This window comes from Ruegeria marisflavi, assembly GCF_025673445.1.
Lineage (GTDB): Bacteria > Pseudomonadota > Alphaproteobacteria > Rhodobacterales > Rhodobacteraceae > Ruegeria_B > Ruegeria_B marisflavi.
In genome coordinates this window covers 128855-145884 of sequence record NZ_JAOVQN010000004.1, presented here as the reverse complement: position 1 = coordinate 145884, position 17030 = coordinate 128855, and the positions used below count along the sequence as shown (strand labels likewise).

At 62.3% G+C, this 17030-nt stretch carries 18 protein-coding genes; 1 reads left to right on the top strand and 17 read right to left on the bottom strand.

Annotated features, from left to right (window positions below; translation table 11 throughout):
• Positions 1-11: 11 nt before the first annotated feature.
• From OEZ49_RS06050 to OEZ49_RS05980, 15 genes are all read right to left on the bottom strand, one after another.
• On the bottom strand, positions 12-1028 hold the full coding sequence (locus OEZ49_RS06050) for an amino acid ABC transporter substrate-binding protein (protein ID WP_263387460.1): 1017 nt from the start codon (positions 1026-1028) through the stop codon (positions 12-14).
• Positions 1029-1224: 196 nt separating this feature from the next.
• A complete protein-coding gene (locus tag OEZ49_RS06045; protein WP_263387459.1) occupies positions 1225-1932 on the bottom strand; it encodes an ATP12 family chaperone protein in 708 nt (235 codons plus the stop codon).
• A gap of 4 nt (positions 1933-1936) precedes the next feature.
• The gene (locus OEZ49_RS06040; RefSeq protein WP_263387458.1) at positions 1937-2608 is read right to left on the bottom strand and encodes an HAD-IA family hydrolase; all 672 of its coding nucleotides are present in this window, start codon (positions 2606-2608) and stop codon (positions 1937-1939) included.
• Positions 2605-3648 (bottom strand): RluA family pseudouridine synthase, encoded by a 1044-nt coding sequence (locus OEZ49_RS06035; RefSeq protein ID WP_263387457.1) that lies wholly within the window; start codon positions 3646-3648, stop codon positions 2605-2607. The genes OEZ49_RS06040 and OEZ49_RS06035 overlap by 4 nt, the downstream gene beginning before the upstream one ends.
• Positions 3649-3809: 161 nt before the next feature.
• A complete protein-coding gene (locus OEZ49_RS06030) occupies positions 3810-5120 on the bottom strand; it encodes a replication-associated recombination protein A (protein WP_263387456.1) in 1311 nt (436 codons plus the stop codon).
• A gap of 3 nt (positions 5121-5123) precedes the next feature.
• Entirely contained in the window at positions 5124-6506 is a 1383-nt protein-coding gene (locus tag OEZ49_RS06025) for a Do family serine endopeptidase (RefSeq protein ID WP_263387455.1), read from the bottom strand.
• Positions 6507-6571: 65 nt separating this feature from the next.
• Entirely contained in the window at positions 6572-6979 is a 408-nt protein-coding gene (locus OEZ49_RS06020; protein ID WP_263387454.1) for a hypothetical protein, read from the bottom strand.
• 115 nt (positions 6980-7094) lie between these two features.
• The gene (gene rplQ, locus OEZ49_RS06015) at positions 7095-7517 is read right to left on the bottom strand and encodes a 50S ribosomal protein L17 (protein WP_263387453.1); all 423 of its coding nucleotides are present in this window, start codon (positions 7515-7517) and stop codon (positions 7095-7097) included.
• Positions 7518-7695: 178 nt separating this feature from the next.
• Positions 7696-8712 (bottom strand): DNA-directed RNA polymerase subunit alpha, encoded by a 1017-nt coding sequence (locus OEZ49_RS06010; RefSeq protein WP_263387452.1) that lies wholly within the window; start codon positions 8710-8712, stop codon positions 7696-7698.
• A 116-nt stretch (positions 8713-8828) separates the two neighbouring features.
• Positions 8829-9221, bottom strand: coding sequence for a 30S ribosomal protein S11 (gene rpsK, locus OEZ49_RS06005; RefSeq protein ID WP_164131529.1), 393 nt, complete (start codon positions 9219-9221; stop codon positions 8829-8831).
• A 13-nt stretch (positions 9222-9234) separates the two neighbouring features.
• On the bottom strand, positions 9235-9603 hold the full coding sequence (rpsM, locus tag OEZ49_RS06000; RefSeq protein ID WP_164131528.1) for a 30S ribosomal protein S13: 369 nt from the start codon (positions 9601-9603) through the stop codon (positions 9235-9237).
• Positions 9604-9803: 200 nt separating this feature from the next.
• Positions 9804-10445 (bottom strand): adenylate kinase, encoded by a 642-nt coding sequence (locus OEZ49_RS05995; protein WP_234140524.1) that lies wholly within the window; start codon positions 10443-10445, stop codon positions 9804-9806.
• The gene (gene secY, locus OEZ49_RS05990) at positions 10442-11809 is read right to left on the bottom strand and encodes a preprotein translocase subunit SecY (protein ID WP_263387451.1); all 1368 of its coding nucleotides are present in this window, start codon (positions 11807-11809) and stop codon (positions 10442-10444) included. The genes OEZ49_RS05995 and secY overlap by 4 nt, the downstream gene beginning before the upstream one ends.
• 110 nt (positions 11810-11919) lie before the next feature.
• A complete protein-coding gene (rplO, locus tag OEZ49_RS05985; RefSeq protein WP_164131525.1) occupies positions 11920-12393 on the bottom strand; it encodes a 50S ribosomal protein L15 in 474 nt (157 codons plus the stop codon).
• Between the two features lie 193 nt (positions 12394-12586).
• A complete protein-coding gene (locus OEZ49_RS05980; protein ID WP_263387450.1) occupies positions 12587-12802 on the bottom strand; it encodes a DUF1127 domain-containing protein in 216 nt (71 codons plus the stop codon).
• A gap of 278 nt (positions 12803-13080) precedes the next feature.
• On the opposite strand from OEZ49_RS05980, the gene OEZ49_RS05975 reads away from it, so the two are divergent.
• The gene (locus OEZ49_RS05975; protein ID WP_263387449.1) at positions 13081-14604 is read left to right on the top strand and encodes a calcium-binding protein; all 1524 of its coding nucleotides are present in this window, start codon (positions 13081-13083) and stop codon (positions 14602-14604) included.
• Positions 14605-14656: 52 nt separating this feature from the next.
• Here the strand turns inward: OEZ49_RS05975 and OEZ49_RS05970 are convergent, their stop codons facing one another.
• Positions 14657-15298, bottom strand: coding sequence for a 2-hydroxychromene-2-carboxylate isomerase (locus tag OEZ49_RS05970; protein ID WP_263387448.1), 642 nt, complete (start codon positions 15296-15298; stop codon positions 14657-14659).
• A 234-nt stretch (positions 15299-15532) separates the two neighbouring features.
• Positions 15533-16972 (bottom strand): DUF2252 domain-containing protein, encoded by a 1440-nt coding sequence (locus OEZ49_RS05965; RefSeq protein ID WP_263387447.1) that lies wholly within the window; start codon positions 16970-16972, stop codon positions 15533-15535.
• Positions 16973-17030 lie beyond the last annotated feature (58 nt).

Here is a 17030-nt window from a genome sequence, read left to right as displayed (position 1 = left end):
TGCGGGTTTTCTTACCGGAACGGCGGCGAGTACAGCAGACCACCTTCGGTCCACTGGGCGTTCAGGCCACGTGCCAGACCGATCGGGGTGCTTTCACCGATGTTCTGGGCAAAGACCTCACCATAGTTGCCGCCAACCTTGATGGCGCGCATGGCCCACTGGTTGTCCAGGCCCAGCATCTCGCCCAGGGTGCCTTCGGTGCCCAGGATACGGTTGATTTCCGGGTTGTTGGTACCGGCCGACATCTCGTCGATGTTTGCCGACGTGATGCCATACTCTTCGGCCGAGATCAGCGCGTTCAGGGTCCAGCGGACAACGTCCGCCCACTCGTTGTCGCCGTGACGGACCAGCGGGCCTAGCGGCTCTTTCGATATGATTTCAGGCAGCAGGACGTGGTCGCCGGGGGCTTCGAACGTGGCGCGGGTTGCGGCCAGGCCCGATGCGTCGGTGGTGTACACGTCACATGCGCCCGCCAGATACTGCTGCTGCGCTTCGGCGTTGGTTTCGATCGGAACCGGCTCGTAGCTGATGTTGTTGGCGCGGAAGAAGTCCGCGAGGTTCAGCTCGGTGGTGGTACCGGTCTGGATGCAGACGGTTGCACCGTCCAGTTCCTTGGCCGAGCTAACGCCCAACGCTTTCGGAACCATGAAGCCCTGGCCGTCGTAGTAGTTCACGCCCACGAACTCAAACTTCAGATCCACGTCGCGGCTGAAGGTCCAGGTGGTGTTACGCGCCAGCATGTCGACTTCGCCGGATGCCAGGGCAGTGAACCGGGTCTTGCCCGTGGTCGGAACGAATTCGACCGCATTACCGTCGCCCAGAACTGCCGCTGCAACGGCACGGCACAGGGCCACGTCAAAACCTTTCCATTCCCCATTCGAATCCGGCGCAGCAAAGCCGACCAGACCGGTGGTCACACCACAGTTCAGCTTGCCGCGAGCCTTGACGTCATCAATTGTGCCCGCTGCCGCAGCACCTGCGGCCAATCCGGCGACAGTGAGAGCGCCCAAAAGTACGGATTTCTTCATTTTTACCTCTTCCTGATTTTCCCCCCCTTTTGCGGGGCGGTTCGACCGCCACTCTTCGGCGGCGGGGCGGATATCAAAGGGTATTACCCCTCTAATGGGCGCAAGTTTGGGCGCAATCGTGAACAAAGGTCAAGGCTTTGGTTCAGGTTTTGACTGCCCGATCAATGCCGTTTTCGTCAGTTTGACGAAATTGGTCTCATGATGAGAGATCAAAAAACCGTTTTGCGTGCAAAAAGGCTTGTCGCTTTAATTCGGCAAGTGCCTGTGCTTCTTCGTCGGGCCCCCATTGTTCCTCTTGCCAAAGCTCGTCGAGACGAGAAATGCGCCAGATTTCATCCGGATCGCGCCAATCCAGCGCAGCCGCGAAACCGAGGACAAGCGAGCCGCTCAAACTGACGAGGTCATGAAACGCGGCAAGCTGAAAATCGGACAGGCAATGCACCTGCGCCGACAGTTGAGTTTGTACGGATTCCGGCTGCGGCTGATGCATCAAACCACTCACCGTAATCAGCCGGACACCAAATGTAACACAGGCCCAGTCCAGCGCCGGATCCCAGATTTGTGATTGCCGGGCGACCAATTCGGCTGGATGGACCGCGCGATAGCACAGCAAATCCGAATCGCCATAGGCCGCCAACAGGTCTGCTACCTCGGCATGCTGAACGCGAACCTTGTCGATCGCGGCATTGGCCGACCGGGTAAATGGCATCGTGCGCGGGTCGACCTCTTTCTCCTGCGCATCCCACTCTGCGGCGACCGCCTCGGCCATCGGGCGCGTTGGCAGGGTCAGCAGGGTCTTGGCCGGGGTTCTTACCGGCCGCCCATCGAGTTCGACAGCAAAGCTTCCGTCGCGCTCTGCCACGGTCGCCAGTTTCCAGAAGCGTTTCGGTTTCCAGTCGCTCATCGGTTCATGTCCAGATTTCGTTCAGCAATTTCGGCAGGTCGTCAAAGGCCGCGATGACATGTTGCGCGCGCGTCAGCGATTGCGGTGGGTGATACCCCCAGCTTACCCCGATGCCCGGAACACCGGCCGCCGCGGCCATATCCATGTCGAAACTCGTATCGCCGATCATCACCGTGTCGCATGCGCGCACGCCTGTTTCCGCCCGCGCGGCGTCGATCATCGACGGGTGCGGCTTTGACGGGTGATGGTCCGCCACCTGCCGGGTGACAAAGTACTTCTCCAACCCATGCGCTTCGATCAACCCGTCAAGGCCTCGCTTGGATTTACCCGTCGCCACACCCAGTAGGAAATGCGGCACTGCGTGCAAGGCATCCAGCAACTCGCGAGCACCGGGAAATAGCGGCGAGTGCGCGGCCCCCAGCGCCAACCGGGTCTGGTGATAGGAATGCTTGTAAGCTTCGACCAACCTGTTTTGAGTGCCGGACTCCTGTTCCGGCGCCAGACAGGCCATCGCCTGAGGCAGCGAAAGCCCGACGATCGACAGGATCGCCGGGCGCGCGGGCGCCGGCAGGCCCAGCGCGTCAAAGGCGGACGTCATCGAACTGACGATGGCAGCCTGGCTATCGACCAGAGTACCATCCACGTCGAACAGGATCAGACGCAGTTGGTCGCTCACATCAACTCCGCAAAGGGATCGTCCGCGGCCAGGTCCTCGGTCCAGCCGAAGGTTTCCCAGCTTTGTTGCATATGCTCCGGCAGCGGCGCGGTATAGGTGACAACCTTGCGCGTGCCCGGATGTTCGAACGACAGGCTGCGGGCATGCAGATGCAGTTTCTTGCTGATGATGCCGCCCAGTTGTGCGCCCCACCCATCGCCCATGTTTTCCTGCCCCGATCCACCGTATTTGCCATCCCCGATGATCGGATGACCGATGCCGGCCATATGCGCCCGCAATTGGTGGGTGCGGCCAGTCACCGGCTCCATCGCCACCCAGGACGCGCGCCCGGCGACGCGGTACAGAGTGGCATAATAAGTATGCGCCCGTTTCGCCCCGGGGGTGCTGTCAACGTCGTTCAGATGAACGACATTCATCTTCTCGCCCTCGCCCCGCGCGCCGTGGCCGGGCGCCTTGACAAGGCCGGTCTTGATCTCGCCCAGATAGGGCGTCGGCACACCGGCGACCAGCGCCCAATAAATCTTGCGCGTGTTGCGGTGGCGAAACGCAGCGGTCAGCCGCGTCGCGGCCTCGCGCGTGCGGGCCAGCACCAGCACACCCGAGGTGTCCTTGTCCAACCTGTGCACCAGACGCGGGTTCTCGTCATTGCCAAAGCGCAACGCCTCGCTCAACCCGTCGACATGGCGGCTCTGGCCGCTGCCGCCCTGCACCGCCAGACCGGCGGGCTTGTTCAGCACGATCACATGGTCGTCGCGATGAATGACACAGGCCTGGATCATCCGCGCATCCGCGTCCGAGACCCGTGGCTTGTGCGCCGGCGGCTTTTCCCCTTCAGCCGGCAGCGGCGGCACCCGCACCTGCTGACCCTCTTCCAGGCGGGTCGCCGGTTTTGCCCGCGCGCCTTCGACCCGCAACTCGCCCTTGCGGCACATCTTCTCGATGCGGCCCTGCCCGACATGCGGAAAACGGCGGCGCAACCAGCGGTCCAACCGCTGGTCGCCCTCGCCCGCCTCGACGGTGATGATCTGTACGCCGCTCATGCAAGCATCCTCCGCGCATCCCGGCCGGTACACCGGACTACGCTTACATTTTGATCGAAAGAAAACATCGCCGTCTGTCGCCCGCACACCATCGAGAGTCAAGGGACCAAGGGCAGCCTGCGGGCGCGGGAGGGCGGGTGGGGCGCCCGCAGGCTGCCCGCCTATCCGTTCCGTTGCTCCCGCAGCCGGGCAAAATAGTCCAACCGCTTCTTCAACTCCCGCTCGAACCCCCGCTCGACTGGCTGATAGAGCGCTGGCCGCTCCATCCCGTCGGGAAAGTAGTTCTGTCCGGAAAACCCATCCTCGGCGTCATGGTCATAGGCATAGCCCGCGCCATACCCCTGATCCTTCATCAGCCCGGTGGGCGCGTTCAGGATATGTTTGGGCGGCGGCGCCGAGCCCGATTGCTTGGCCAGCCGCATCGCCGCCTTGTAACCCACATAAGCCCCGTTCGATTTCGGGGCCAATGCCAGATAGACAATCGCCTGCGCCAGCGCCAGCTCGCCCTCGGGGCTGCCCAGCCGCTCGTAGATTTCCCAGGCATGCAGGCAGACCGACTGGGCCTGTGGATCGGCCAGCCCGATATCCTCGACCGCCATCCGGGTGATCCGGCGGGCCAGGTAACGCGGGTCCTCGCCCCCCGTCAGCATCCGCGCCAGCCAATAGAGCGCCGCGTCCGGGTCCGAGCCGCGCACCGATTTGTGCAACGCCGAGATCAGGTTGTAATGCTCATCCCCGCTCTTGTCGTATTTGGTGGCCCGCCGCATCAGCCGGGCCGCCAAAGCTTCGCGGTCGAGCGGCGCCGCCACTTTCCACGCCGCCACCTGTTCGATCAGATTGAGCAGCGCGCGCCCGTCGCCATCGGCCATTTCCTGAAGCGCCAGCCGCGCCTCGGGTGTCAGTGGCAATTCGCGGCCCAACTCGCGCTCGGCCCGTGCGGTCAGATGCTCCAGATCCTGGGCGCTCAGCCTCTCCAGCACCAGCACCTGCGCCCGGCTCAAGAGCGCGGCGTTCAACTCGAACGACGGGTTCTCGGTCGTGGCCCCCACCAGCAGGATGGTGCCATCCTCCATATGCGGCAGGAACCCGTCCTGCTGCGCCTTGTTGAAGCGGTGTATCTCGTCGACGAACAGCAATGTGCCCTGCCCGTTGCCCCGCCGGATACGTGCCGCCTCGAACACTTTCTTCAGGTCCGGCACCCCGGTAAAAATGGCGCTGATCTGCACGAAATGTAGGTCAGTCTCTTGCGCCAGCAGGCGGGCGATGGTGGTCTTGCCCACCCCGGGCGGCCCCCAGAATACAAGGCTCGACAGAGAACCCGAGGCCAGCATCACGCCCAATGGCGCCTCAGGGCCCAGCACCTGTTGTTGCCCGATCACCTCGGCCAAGCTCTGCGGCCTCAACCTGTCCGCCAGCGGGCGCGGCGGCTCTCGTTCCGGCCTGGCGGCCCCGGTATCGAACAGGTCGGCCATGGGTCAGAGCCGGAACCGCAGCGACACCCACTGACCCCGGCGCTGCAAGTCGATCCGTACCCAGCGCCCGGTCTCGGTCAGCGCCCGCTCGACATCGGCGGTGCTCTCGATCTCTTCGCCGTTGATCGCTCCCAGAACATCACCTGGCTGTACGCCCGCCCGCGCGCCATAGGGGCCGGGATCCAGAACCACGACACCGCTTGCCGACAGGGGCAGGCCAAGCCGCGCGATCACCGCCGGGTTCAAACGGGCCACGGTCAGACCGGGCAGGATGGTGCGCTCGCCCAAAACGGTTTCCTGCGCCGGGGGATCATCCGGCGCCTCGGTCAGGACGACCTGTAACTCGCTCCGCTCGCCCTGCCGAAATCGCGTCATCTTGGCCGTACCGCCGATACCCGCGACGGACATGCGGAACTTCATCTCCGAGGGTGAGTTGACAAGCTGCCCGTCCACCTCGGTGACCACGTCCCCAACTGCGAACCCGGCCTTTGCCAGTGGGCTTTCCGGGTGCAGGTCGGAAATGACCACGCCCTCGGGTATCGTTAGGCCCAGCGACTCGGCGATATCGGCGGTCATCGGCTGGCCCGCCATACCGGCCCAGGGGCGGTTGAAACTGGTGTTGCCGTGCCGGGCCTGACGCAGGAATTCGGCCACCAGATTGGCGGGGATGGCAAAGCCGATCCCGTTCGACCCACCGGAACGGCTGAGGATCGAGGTATTGATACCAATCAGGTCGCCGTTGACGTCGATCAGTGCACCGCCAGAGTTGCCGGGGTTGATCGGCGCATCGGTCTGGATGAAGTACCCCCGCGCATTTCCCGTGGCGGTCCCGGACCGGGCAAGGCCCGAAACGATGCCGCTGCTCACCGTCTGACCCACGCCGAACGGGTTGCCGATGGCCAGAACCAACTCTCCAACCTCGATACGGTCGCTGTCGCGCAAGGCCAGGTTTGGCAGGTCGCGCGCATTGTCCAGCCGCAGGATGGCGATATCGCTTTCCTCATCGCCCAGAACGACCTGCGCGGTAAACTCACGCCGATCCGTGGTGACGACCCGAATTTCCGATGCCATGCCGACCACATGGTAGTTTGACACGACATAGCCATCATCCGACAGGATCACGCCCGAGCCGAGCGAGTTCTGCACCCGGGGCTGCGGCGATCCGAATCCCCGGAAAAAATCCTGAAAAAACGGATCATTGAACATTGGGCTGCTGTGCCCCGCCGTGATGATCTTGGCATATATGTTGACTACTGCTGGTGCCGCCTTTTTCACCACCGGGGCAAAGCCGAGACCGATTTCCGACTGTGAGGACGGCACGCGGATTTCGGCGACCGCGGGAAAGGAAAGCAAGGTAGACAGGGCGATCAGGGTTGCGCGGATCATGGGAACTCCGATTTCGGCTGCCAAACGGATATGCGGGGTCGATCCGACAAATGCAAGTCGCGCGGTCAGTTCCTCCGGCGCAGAAACTTGAGCCCGGACCAGTCGCTGTCGACAGCGCAAACCTTTACGTCGACCCAGCCCAGCGGCAGAACTTCGGCGCGCAGCAGGTCTTCGGTCACGCCCGTATGGAGCGGAGAGGTTTTCTTGGCCCAGGACAGCCAGAGCATGCCACCGGGGGCCAGCCGGGATATCTGTTGCGCCGCTTTGGTTGCCACCGCTTCGCGGCTGTGGAGGAACAGGTGCACCGCATTTGCGACAGTGGCCGCAGTGTCGAACTGTACGCCATCGGCCCCGGTCATCAGGTCCTTGTATTGGGCTGGCGGATTGACGGGGCACACGATCCAGCCGGGTTTGAACCCCAGTTTTTGCCAGAGCGGTTTGCCTGAGTATCCAGCGGTGATCGGCTTCGACATGAGCGAAACCTAACCGGCGGACAGCCCGCAAGGCAACATCCAATGCCTTGCAAAACAAAGAAAAACCCCGCCCGAAAGTTCGGACGGGGTTGCATCGGGACGGGTCCCAGAATGCTTACTCTTCGGCAGCCAATTCTTCTTCTTCTGCGCGGGCCTTGTCGGCGGCACCCTTGGCGTCGACGTCGCGGTCGACCAGTTCGATGATCGCCATCGGCGCCATGTCACCATAACGGAAGCCGGCCTTCAGGATACGGACATAGCCGCCCTGACGGTCCTTGTAACGTTCTGCAAGTACGTCGAAAAGTTTCGCGACGTCCTTGTCTTCCTTCAGCTGAGCTGCGGCCTGACGACGGGCGTGCAGGTCACCGCGCTTGCCCAGCGTGATCAGCTTTTCAACGATCGGACGCAGTTCCTTGGCCTTGGGCAGGGTGGTCTTGATCTGTTCGTGCTCGATCAGCGAGCCGGCCATGTTGGAAAACAGGGCCTTGCGGTGTTCGTGGGTGCGGTTCAGGCGGCGGTAGCCACGTGCGTGACGCATGATTTCAATCCTTGTGTCGTGTTTTGCTTTGTCCGGCGACCCTACGTGTGGGCCACTCTCCTTGGGGCGGAATTGCCCATCGTATTGACCGTTTCGTACTGGCCCCGGAACCCCGATTGACCGTTTTGTACAAAACCCGTGGCGGCGAAATCAGCCCGCCGCCACGCCCGAAGACCGCTTAGAACGCGTCTTCGAATTTCTTGGCGAGATCCTCGATGTTGTCGGGCGGCCAGTCTTCGACATCCATGCCGAGGTGCAGGCCCATGCCCGAGAGCACTTCCTTGATCTCGTTGAGCGACTTGCGGCCGAAGTTCGGAGTGCGGAGCATCTCGGCTTCGGTCTTCTGGATCAGGTCGCCGATATAGACGATGTTGTCGTTCTTGAGGCAGTTAGCCGAACGCACCGACAATTCCAGCTCGTCCACCTTCTTGAGCAGCAGCGGGTTGAATTCCAGTCCGTCGTCCTCGTCCTGGCGGCCAGCCGATTCCGGTTCGTCGAAGTTGACGAAGATCGACAGCTGATCCTGAAGGATCCGCGCGGCAAAGGCCACGGCATCGTCCGGAGTGATCGAACCGTCGGTTTCAATCTTCATGGTCAGCTTGTCGTAATCCAGCACCTGGCCCTCGCGGGTGGGCTGCACGTCATAGGCGACCTTTTTGACCGGCGAATAGATCGCGTCGATCGGGATCAGGCCGATGGGTGCGTCTTCGGGGCGGTTCTTGTCGGCCGAGACATAGCCCTTGCCGTTGTTCACGGTCAGTTCCATGAACAGGTCGGCACCATCGTCCAGGTGACAGATCACGTGGTCGCGGTTCAGAACCTCGATACCGGCGCTTTCGCTGATGTCGCCGGCGGTGACAACAGCCGGGCCCTTCGCATTGATCGACAGGCGCTTGGGCCCTTCGACGTCCATGCGCAGCGAGACCTGCTTGAGGTTCAGAATGATGTCGGTGACGTCTTCGCGCACACCGGCCACGCTCGAAAACTCGTGCAGGACATTGTCGATCTGCACACTGGAGATGGCTGCGCCTTGCAGCGAGCTCATCAGGATGCGGCGCAGTGCGTTACCCAAGGTCAGACCAAAACCACGCTCCAGCGGTTCGGCAATCACGGTGGCCTGGCGCGCCGGGTCATTACCCGGCTTGACCTCAAGCTGGGTCGGCTTGATCAGTTCTGCCCAGTTCTTGTGGATCATGTAATCCCTCCATTCCTGTTCGCACCCCATGTCCAGGAAGGTGCAAACGCCCGAGGTTTCAAACGGCGGACTGGGGCCGTGTCACAGACACAGCCCCAGCGTAATTTCTGGGTCGCTTAGACGCGGCGGCGCTTCGGCGGGCGGCAGCCATTGTGGGCGATCGGGGTCACGTCACGGATCGACGTGATGTTGAAGCCCACGGCAGCCAGAGCGCGCAGAGCCGATTCACGGCCCGAACCGGGGCCTTGAACTTCGACTTCCAGCGTCTTTACGCCATGATCCTGCGCCTTGCGGCCGGCATCTTCGGCGGCCAGCTGAGCGGCGTAAGGGGTCGATTTCCGCGATCCCTTGAAGCCCATGGTGCCAGCCGACGACCATGCGATGGCGTTGCCTTGCACGTCCGAGATCAGGACTTTGGTGTTGTTGAACGTCGAGTTCACATGGGCCACGCCCGATGCGATATTCTTACGCTCTTTTTTCTTGGTGGTGCGTGTCTTGTCGCGTGCCATTGATCAGCCCCCCTTACTTCTTCTTGCCGGCGATCGGCTTGGCCGGGCCCTTGCGGGTACGGGCGTTGGTGTGGGTGCGCTGACCGCGAACCGGCAGGTTGCGGCGGTGACGCAGACCGCGATAGCAGCCGAGGTCCATCAGACGCTTGATGTTCATCTGAACTTCGCGACGCAGGTCGCCTTCGACGGTGAAGTTTGCGTCGATGTATTCGCGGATTGCCAGCACTTCAGCATCGCTGAGCTGGTTCACACGACGGGCTGCGTCGATGCCAACGGCTTCACAGATGGCTTTCGCCGAGGTGTTGCCGATTCCGGTGATATAGGTGAGGGCGATAGGTACCCGTTTGGCAGTCGGGATGTTTACGCCGGCAATACGTGCCACGTGTCACTTTCCTTTTCGTTGCGGTTCCGTAGCTCCAGAACCTTTTTTCACAACGCTTGACCGTGGCAGTGTAGCCAGTGGGCCCAGCATTTTGAGGTGGTCTTGCACAAACGAAACGAATCCCGCCCGCGCGGTTGATTCCCATAGGGGATGGGGGTCGATATGGGCTTTTGGCGGGGCCGTCAAGCCCCTAACCGATGTCAGCCGAGGATCGCCTCGATCGAGGCGGTGACTTCCTTGATATCCGCCAATCCGTTGACCGGGCGCAGGTCGCCTTTGGCATAGTAATAACCAATCAGTGGCGAGGTCTTTTTGTAGTATTCCATCAGCCTGGTGCGCAGGCTGTCTTCGTTGTCGTCGGCGCGGCGCTTGAACTCGGTGCTGCCGCAATTGCTGCACTTGCCGTCGGCCGGAATCGGTTTGGTGATGTCGTTATAGACCTCGCCGCAGCCGCCGCAGGTCGAGCGGGCGGTGATCCGGCTGACCAGCGCCTCGTCATCGACGCGCATCTCGATCACGGTATGCAACGATTGACCATGCTTGGCCAGCAGCGCAGCCAGCGCGTCGGCCTGGGCCAGGGTACGGGGGAACCCGTCGAAGATGAAACCGGCACCTTTCTTGGTGGTCAGCTGTTCCTCGATCAGGCCGATGACGATCTCGTCGGTGACCAGCTTGCCTGCATCCATGATGGCGGCGACCTTCTGGCCCATTTCGGTGCCCGAGGTGCGCGCCTCGCGCAGCATGTCACCGGTCGAGAGTTGGATCATGCCACGGGTTTCGACCAGATGCCGCGCCTGGGTGCCTTTGCCCGCACCCGGGGGTCCCAACAGAATAATGTTCATCGACGCGCGGGTCCCTTCCTGTTCGTGCGCTTGCGATTCTTGCCGCGAAGCTGCGATTTTTCGATCAGACCTTCGTACTGGTGTGCCAGCAGATGGCTCTGGACCTGTTGGATCGTGTCCATCGTCACCGAGACGATGATCAGCACCGAAGTGCCGCCGAAATAGAACGGCACGTTGAACTGGCCGCGCATGATCTCGGGCAGCAGGCAGACGGCGGCCAGATAGGCCGAGCCCAGCACCAGCACGCGGTTGACCACGTATTCCAGATATTCGGCGGTCTTCTTGCCCGGACGGATGCCTGGAACAAAGCCGTTCTGGTTCTTCAGGTTCTGCGCCACGTCATCGGGTTTGAACGAGACGTTGAAGGTGTAGAAATAGGCAAAGAACACGATCATCGACACGAAGAACAGCAGATAGAGCGGCTGTCCGGGGCCGAAGTTGGCCAGGAGCCACGACATGACCGGGCCGCTCGCCGAACCCTGGCTGAAGGTCGAGATGGTGACCGGCAGCAGCAGGAGGGAACTGGCGAAGATCGCCGGGATCACACCCGCCGGGTTGACCTTGACCGGCAGGTGGCTGGAGCCGCCGTCATAGACCTTCATGCCCACCTGGCGGCGGGGATATTGGATGTGGATCTTGCGCAGGGCACGTTCCATGAACACGACAAAGGTGATGACCGCGATCACCATCAGGATGATGGCGATGATCACGGCGGGGCTGATGGCGCCCGAACGGCCAGAGGCAAAGAACTGGGCCAGGGCGGCGGGGACCTCGGCGATGATGCCGACGAAGATGATCAGCGAGACGCCGTTGCCGATGCCGCGGGCGGTGATCTGTTCGCCCAGCCACATCAGGAACATGGTGCCGCCCACCAGGGTGATCATGGTGGCAAAGCGGAAATACATGCCCGGATCGGTGGCCAGGTCGCCCGATTCCAGCGAGACGGCCAGGCCATAGGCCTGCACTGTGGCCAGCGCCACTGTACCGAAACGGGTGTACTGGTTGATTTTCTTGCGGCCTTGTTCGCCCTCTTTCTTGAGTTGCTCAAGCGAGGGCACCATGGCCGTCAGCAGCTGAACGATGATCGAGGCCGAGATGTAAGGCATGATGCCGAGGGCAAAGATGCCCATCCGCCCCAGCGCACCGCCGGTGAACATCGACACCATGCCGCCGATGCCCTGCCCCGCCTGCTGCATGAACTCACGCAGGGCCACGCCGTCGATTCCCGGCACCGGAATGAAGGTGCCAAGGCGATAGACGATCAGAAGCCCCAGGGTAAACAGGATGCGGTTGCGCAGATCGGTGGCCTTGCCCAGGGCAGCCCAGCTTGTGTTGGCCGCCATTTGTTCTGCTGCTGATACCATTCTCGGTCTCTCTGGATAAAAACGCCGCCCGGAACCGTTTTCCGGCTCGGGCGGCGTTTCGGGAAAACTTGGGTGTCTATGTAAGCGGGTCTTTGCCCGCTCACAACCCGTTACTCTGCCGCAGCAGCGATTGTGACCTTCAGCGAGCCGCCCGCTTTCTCGACGGCCTCGACAGCCGCTTTCGATGCGCCGGTGACTTCGATGTTCAGCTTGGCGCTGAAGTCACCCTTGGCCAGAACCCGGATACCGTCCAGCTTGCGGCGGACGAGGCCCGAGGCGACCAGGGCGTCCTCGGTCACGGCAGCCGATGCGTCGATCTTGCCGGCTTCGACGAACTTCTGGATCAGGCCCAGGTTGACGACGGCGAATTTCTTTTGGTTGGGCTTGTTGAAGCCGCGCTTGGGCAGGCGCTGGTACAGCGGCATCTGGCCGCCTTCGTAGCCGTTGATGGCCACACCCGAACGGGATTTCTGACCCTTGATACCCCGGCCACCGGTTTTACCCTTGCCCGAGCCCGGGCCGCGGCCGATGCGCATCCGTTTCTTGGCGGCGCCTGGATTGTCGCTCAGTTCATGCAGTTTCATGTCGCTTCTCCTTGCCGGATGTGACCCACGAAGCGTGACAGGCCAACCACGGCGTTTCTTGATTGTTGATTCTGCGGCCACGGAGGGCCACCGGGGGCGTATAGACGCTGTGCGCCACTCATGCAAGCACCCCGAAAAGCAGAACGCCCCCGGGTGTCCGAGGGCGGTGCAGCGTCCGGTCTGTAGGGCCGTATCAGCGGCCGTAGACGTGGAACCGGGCAATATCGTTGATGTCGCAGCGACGGATACCGATATCGGCCAGTTCGCGGTTCGACAGACGATCGAGCTCGTTGAACGTGCGCTTGTAGGACGCGTTCTTTGCCCATGCGTCGCGCGTGGATTTCACGGCGGACAGGATGCGGGCGGCGATCGACGGTGCGTGGTCGGTGGTGACGGTTGCGTATGCCATTTTCTTACCTCTTACGGATGCAGCAGGGCCTTTCCCAACTGCCTGATTTTTGATCGTTTCGTTGATGAGAGGCAGATAGTGCTGCATTGCAGCATCAGCAAGGGACGCTTTGGTCTAGCCGCCATGCAGCGGCGGCATGGCTGTGGTTGAGGTGAACCGAGGCGGGTGACCGGAGAATTACGGCTCGGTTTCCCGGCGCTCATATTCCATAATCCAAGAGTGTTTCCACCGACGCATCACCCCAGGTGAGGCGATCATTTTTCAGAAGCGAGGTTCCAATGACCGACTACACCCCTGTAACCGACAATTCATTGCTTGCCTTTGGCGGCGCGCAGGTCCCGCGCGGGGATGGCAGCGTGTCCTCGGAACTGTTTCTTGGTGAAATTTTTGAGGACGGGTTTCTGTTTGGTGGCGAGACCTTCGACAGCTTCTGGGTCTCAACCAATGGCGGTGTGACTTTTAATGGTGCTGACTGGTGGCCGAGACCCGATCAGACATTCACGATCGCTCCATTCAACAACCATTTGGACAGCAGCAATCCACCTGACCCGGCAAGCGGCGTGTTCGTGGACCTGAACACCGAGCGTGACTCCGTCGTTGTAACCTGGAACATGATCGGGAGATCCTATCAGAACTACGAACCTAGCTATACGTTCCAAATGGAGCTGTTGGACCTTGGTGAAGGTGATGCGGAAGTCATCTTTCGATATGCCGACATGGGTGTGTCCCAGTTGTCGTGGTACCGGGCTGGGCTGACGGCGGAACGGGGGTCAACGCTCTTATCCAGCGAATCGTACACTGGCATTCCCTCCTATGCCTTGGATGATACGCCCGGAAACACAGGCGTCGCTGGAGTCTGGCAATTCCGCATCGTGGACGGGGTTCTTGAACCCGGTTTGAACGTGGACGGTACGGATGGCCCGGACCTGATGGTAGGTACCGCAAGGGCTGACGTGCTGAACGGTCTGGGTGGCGACGACACGATTCAGGGCAATGACGGCGCCGACGTGCTGGATGGCGGCAACGGCAATGACGAGATCGACGGCGGCCTGTCACAAGACACCATCGCGGGCGGCGCGGGTGACGATACGATCACCGGCGGTGGCGGCAACGACCAGATCAGCGGTCAGGACGGCAATGACACGATAGACGGCGGCGAAGGCGGCGACACGATCTATGGCGGTGTCGGCGATGACCTGCTGGCCGAGTCCTGGGAGATCACCGACTACTGGAACTCCTATGACCTGATCGAAGGCGGCGAAGGCAACGACACCGTGCAGGGCGCCTATGGCAACGACACGATCGACGGCGGCGACGGCAATGACGAGTTGCGGGGCGGGAGCGATCGGGATGAGATGCATGGCGGTGCCGGAAACGACACAATGGCCGGCGGCGATGGCAACGACAGCCTTTATGGTGGCGATGGCGACGATTTCCTGTATGGCGACTTTGGCATCAATATGGCCGACGGCGGGGCGGGGGCAGATACCTTCCTGCTGAACCCCATGGGTCAGTTGACGATTGTCGATTTCAACCCTGGAGAGGGGGATCGGTTGATCGTCGATGGCGATCTCTATGCACGGAATTCCTTCTTTGCGCGGGCGGGCGGCGACGGAGAGATTTATGACGCCGATGGCAATCGCACCTCATCGTCGCTCGATATCCTGCATCGAGCGGAAGGCGAGCCCGATCTGCGTTTGATCGCAACCGTTACCCTTCTGTCTGGCGTCGATGCCGTGGAACTGGCCTTGCCCAGCGAGTTGAACCCGGGCCTGGCCCCGATCATCTGGGACTTCTTCTGAGGTCTCTTCCGGCGTCTGGGGGCGGTTTGGCGATTGCTCGGAGGGCGTGGGGTCAGCCCACCGGCGGGTTGCGCCAGGAATCGGGCCGAAACGGTTGGATCAGGGCTCGGGCGACCAGATCCAGCCGGTCCTGTCCAAAGAACGGGTCGCCATCGACCACATAGCTGGGCGATCCGAACAGGGCCCGGTCTATCGCCTCTTGCGTGTTGGCGGCCTGTTCGGCCAGGACGGGCTCCGATCGCGCGGCGGCCAACAGCGCGTTGGGGTCCAAGCCCAGGGCCGCGATCAGGCGGTGCAGCAGGCCAGGATCGGCGATATCGGCATCGTCGCGCCAATGGGCCTGAAGAATTGCAAAAGACAGCGTGTTCACATCCAGCCCGGCCCGTTGCGCCGCGATGATCACCCCGTTGGGCAGGTCGAGCGGATTGTCATGATAGGTCGGGCGGTGATCGATCACCGGCGCGCCGCGCCACTCCGCCCAGCGTTCGATCTCGCGGCCAAAGAAGTAGTCCACATGCGCCTGGCTGCGCGCGGCGAACGAGAGACCGCCCGCCGCCTCGACCACCGGGCTCAGCAGCATCGGGCGATGCACCATTTCCGTGCCGGGATGCGCGGCGCAGATGCGGTAAAGCTCTTGCGCGCCGAGATAGGCATAGGCGGAATGGGCGGAATAGAAATAGTCGATGCGGGCCATGGCGGCAGGTTAGGCGGGATGCGGCCGCTCTGCATCCCACGTCATGCCAGCACACGCGAAGTTGATCACACGGTCGGGGCTCCAACGGATAAACCCCCGGTTGCAATCGGGAACCTTGTTCCGGGCTGTCCCGTAGGGTGGGCATTTTGCCCACCGCCCGCGTCAGCCGTGCACTTCTTCTTTTTCGACCAAATGCGGGATCTTGCGGATCATGCCGTGGCTTAGCGGCAGCGGTCATTTACCAACCACATAGGCGAACCGCCCAGCGCGGGCGGCCTTGTCCAGCGCCGCATGGTCGGCTTCGGTCTGTTCGGCATAGGCGAGGGCAAAGCGCGCCAGCGCATCTGGCAAGGCGTCGCTGCACCCGCAATAGCCCGAGATCATTGCCGCATCGCCCGATTTGGCATGCGCCAATGCCAGGGCCCGGCCACAGAGCCTGGCGTAACTGGCAAGCCCCTTGACTGCCGCCTTGTCACCTTCGGCGAACTTCACCCCACCCTTCATGTCGGCCAGTTGGCGGACATAGTACTGTTTGCCCGGCACCCCGTCGTTCGGCCCCCAGCCCAGAAAGATGTCGGGCGACCCCTGGATCAGCCGTTGGCCCGCGACGACCCGGTGACCCTGGTTTTCCATCGGCAGTTGGGATTCGGCATAGGGTGCCAGCACCGAGGGCCTGGCCTCCTTGACCTGGAGGAACAGCGGATCGTCCTTGCCCTCGCCGCGCAGGAACAGCACCCAGCATTCCAAACCGACGCTGCCGACGCCGACGACCTTGCGCACCGCGTCGATCAGCGTGTAGCGCATCAACAGCCTGCGGCGGTCGTAGGACAGCGATGCGACATAGGACTGGAGCATGCGGTCCAGCGCCTGTTCGACGCTGCGCCCGTCAGGCATGTGAGTTTCACGGACGATGATCGGGCGATCCTCGATCAGGCGCTGGTCGCCATCGACGGTATGGGTCAGCCGGTCGAGCGCGGTAAAGTGGCCGCGGGCGCGGGCCTTGTCCAACAGCTTTCGGGTCGTCTTGCGCAGATCCTTTGGACAGACATCAAGAATATCCTGCTCGTCGATCTGGCAATACCAGACTTCGAGCAGGCCGAGCTTGCTGTAGCGGTCGATCCACCGGACATAACCCGAAACAGCGGCATGCGCCGCCTCTTCCGCGGCATGACGGTCGCCGCCAAGAAAGCGGGCGGCGACCGCCGCGCTGGCGGCCAGGCGCTTGACGTCCCATTCCCAGGGACCGGGATGCGTCTCGTCAAAGTCATTGATCGCAAACACGAGGTTTCGTTCGGCGGACGCAAACAGCCCGAAATTGGACACATGCATGTCGCCGCAGGCCATCACCGGGATGCCGGTACGCGGAGACGGGGCCAGGTCGGCCGCCATGACCGCAGCCGAGCCGCGCAGAAAGGCAAAGGGCGAGGCCAGCATCCTGCCCATCCGGACCGGAACCAGGCTTTCGACCCGGCCTTGGTTCTGGGCGAGGATCGTGGCAATGGGGTCAGGCCGGTCAGGCCGGGGCACGTAGATGCCGTGATGCGCGCGCGGGGTGCGTTCCCGCAATGCCTTGCCGGCGGCGCGCCGCTCGGACCGCGCCAGCGGTGTTTGCAGAAAATCGCGATAGATGGCGGAACCGCTGTCATCCGGTGAGGTAGAAGGAATATGGTTCATTTTCGGCCTCGGAAGGGCCATCCGGCGGCCCGCCGGACATGGGCCCGGTACAGGCCGC

Coding starts and splice junctions, on each gene's coding strand:
- OEZ49_RS06050 (WP_263387460.1), bottom strand. CDS start 1,028: ATGAAGAAATCCGTACTTTTGGGCGCTCTCACTGTCGCCGGATTGGCC.
- OEZ49_RS06045 (WP_263387459.1), bottom strand. CDS start 1,932: ATGAGCGACTGGAAACCGAAACGCTTCTGGAAACTGGCGACCGTGGCA.
- OEZ49_RS06035 (WP_263387457.1), bottom strand. CDS start 3,648: ATGAGCGGCGTACAGATCATCACCGTCGAGGCGGGCGAGGGCGACCAG.
- OEZ49_RS06030 (WP_263387456.1), bottom strand. CDS start 5,120: ATGGCCGACCTGTTCGATACCGGGGCCGCCAGGCCGGAACGAGAGCCG.
- OEZ49_RS06025 (WP_263387455.1), bottom strand. CDS start 6,506: ATGATCCGCGCAACCCTGATCGCCCTGTCTACCTTGCTTTCCTTTCCC.
- OEZ49_RS06020 (WP_263387454.1), bottom strand. CDS start 6,979: ATGTCGAAGCCGATCACCGCTGGATACTCAGGCAAACCGCTCTGGCAA.
- rplQ (WP_263387453.1), bottom strand. CDS start 7,517: ATGCGTCACGCACGTGGCTACCGCCGCCTGAACCGCACCCACGAACAC.
- OEZ49_RS06010 (WP_263387452.1), bottom strand. CDS start 8,712: ATGATCCACAAGAACTGGGCAGAACTGATCAAGCCGACCCAGCTTGAG.
- rpsK (WP_164131529.1), bottom strand. CDS start 9,221: ATGGCACGCGACAAGACACGCACCACCAAGAAAAAAGAGCGTAAGAAT.
- OEZ49_RS05995 (WP_234140524.1), bottom strand. CDS start 10,445: ATGAACATTATTCTGTTGGGACCCCCGGGTGCGGGCAAAGGCACCCAG.
- secY (WP_263387451.1), bottom strand. CDS start 11,809: ATGGTATCAGCAGCAGAACAAATGGCGGCCAACACAAGCTGGGCTGCC.
- rplO (WP_164131525.1), bottom strand. CDS start 12,393: ATGAAACTGCATGAACTGAGCGACAATCCAGGCGCCGCCAAGAAACGG.
- OEZ49_RS05980 (WP_263387450.1), bottom strand. CDS start 12,802: ATGGCATACGCAACCGTCACCACCGACCACGCACCGTCGATCGCCGCC.
- OEZ49_RS05975 (WP_263387449.1), top strand. CDS start 13,081: ATGACCGACTACACCCCTGTAACCGACAATTCATTGCTTGCCTTTGGC.
- OEZ49_RS05970 (WP_263387448.1), bottom strand. CDS start 15,298: ATGGCCCGCATCGACTATTTCTATTCCGCCCATTCCGCCTATGCCTAT.
- OEZ49_RS05965 (WP_263387447.1), bottom strand. CDS start 16,972: ATGAACCATATTCCTTCTACCTCACCGGATGACAGCGGTTCCGCCATC.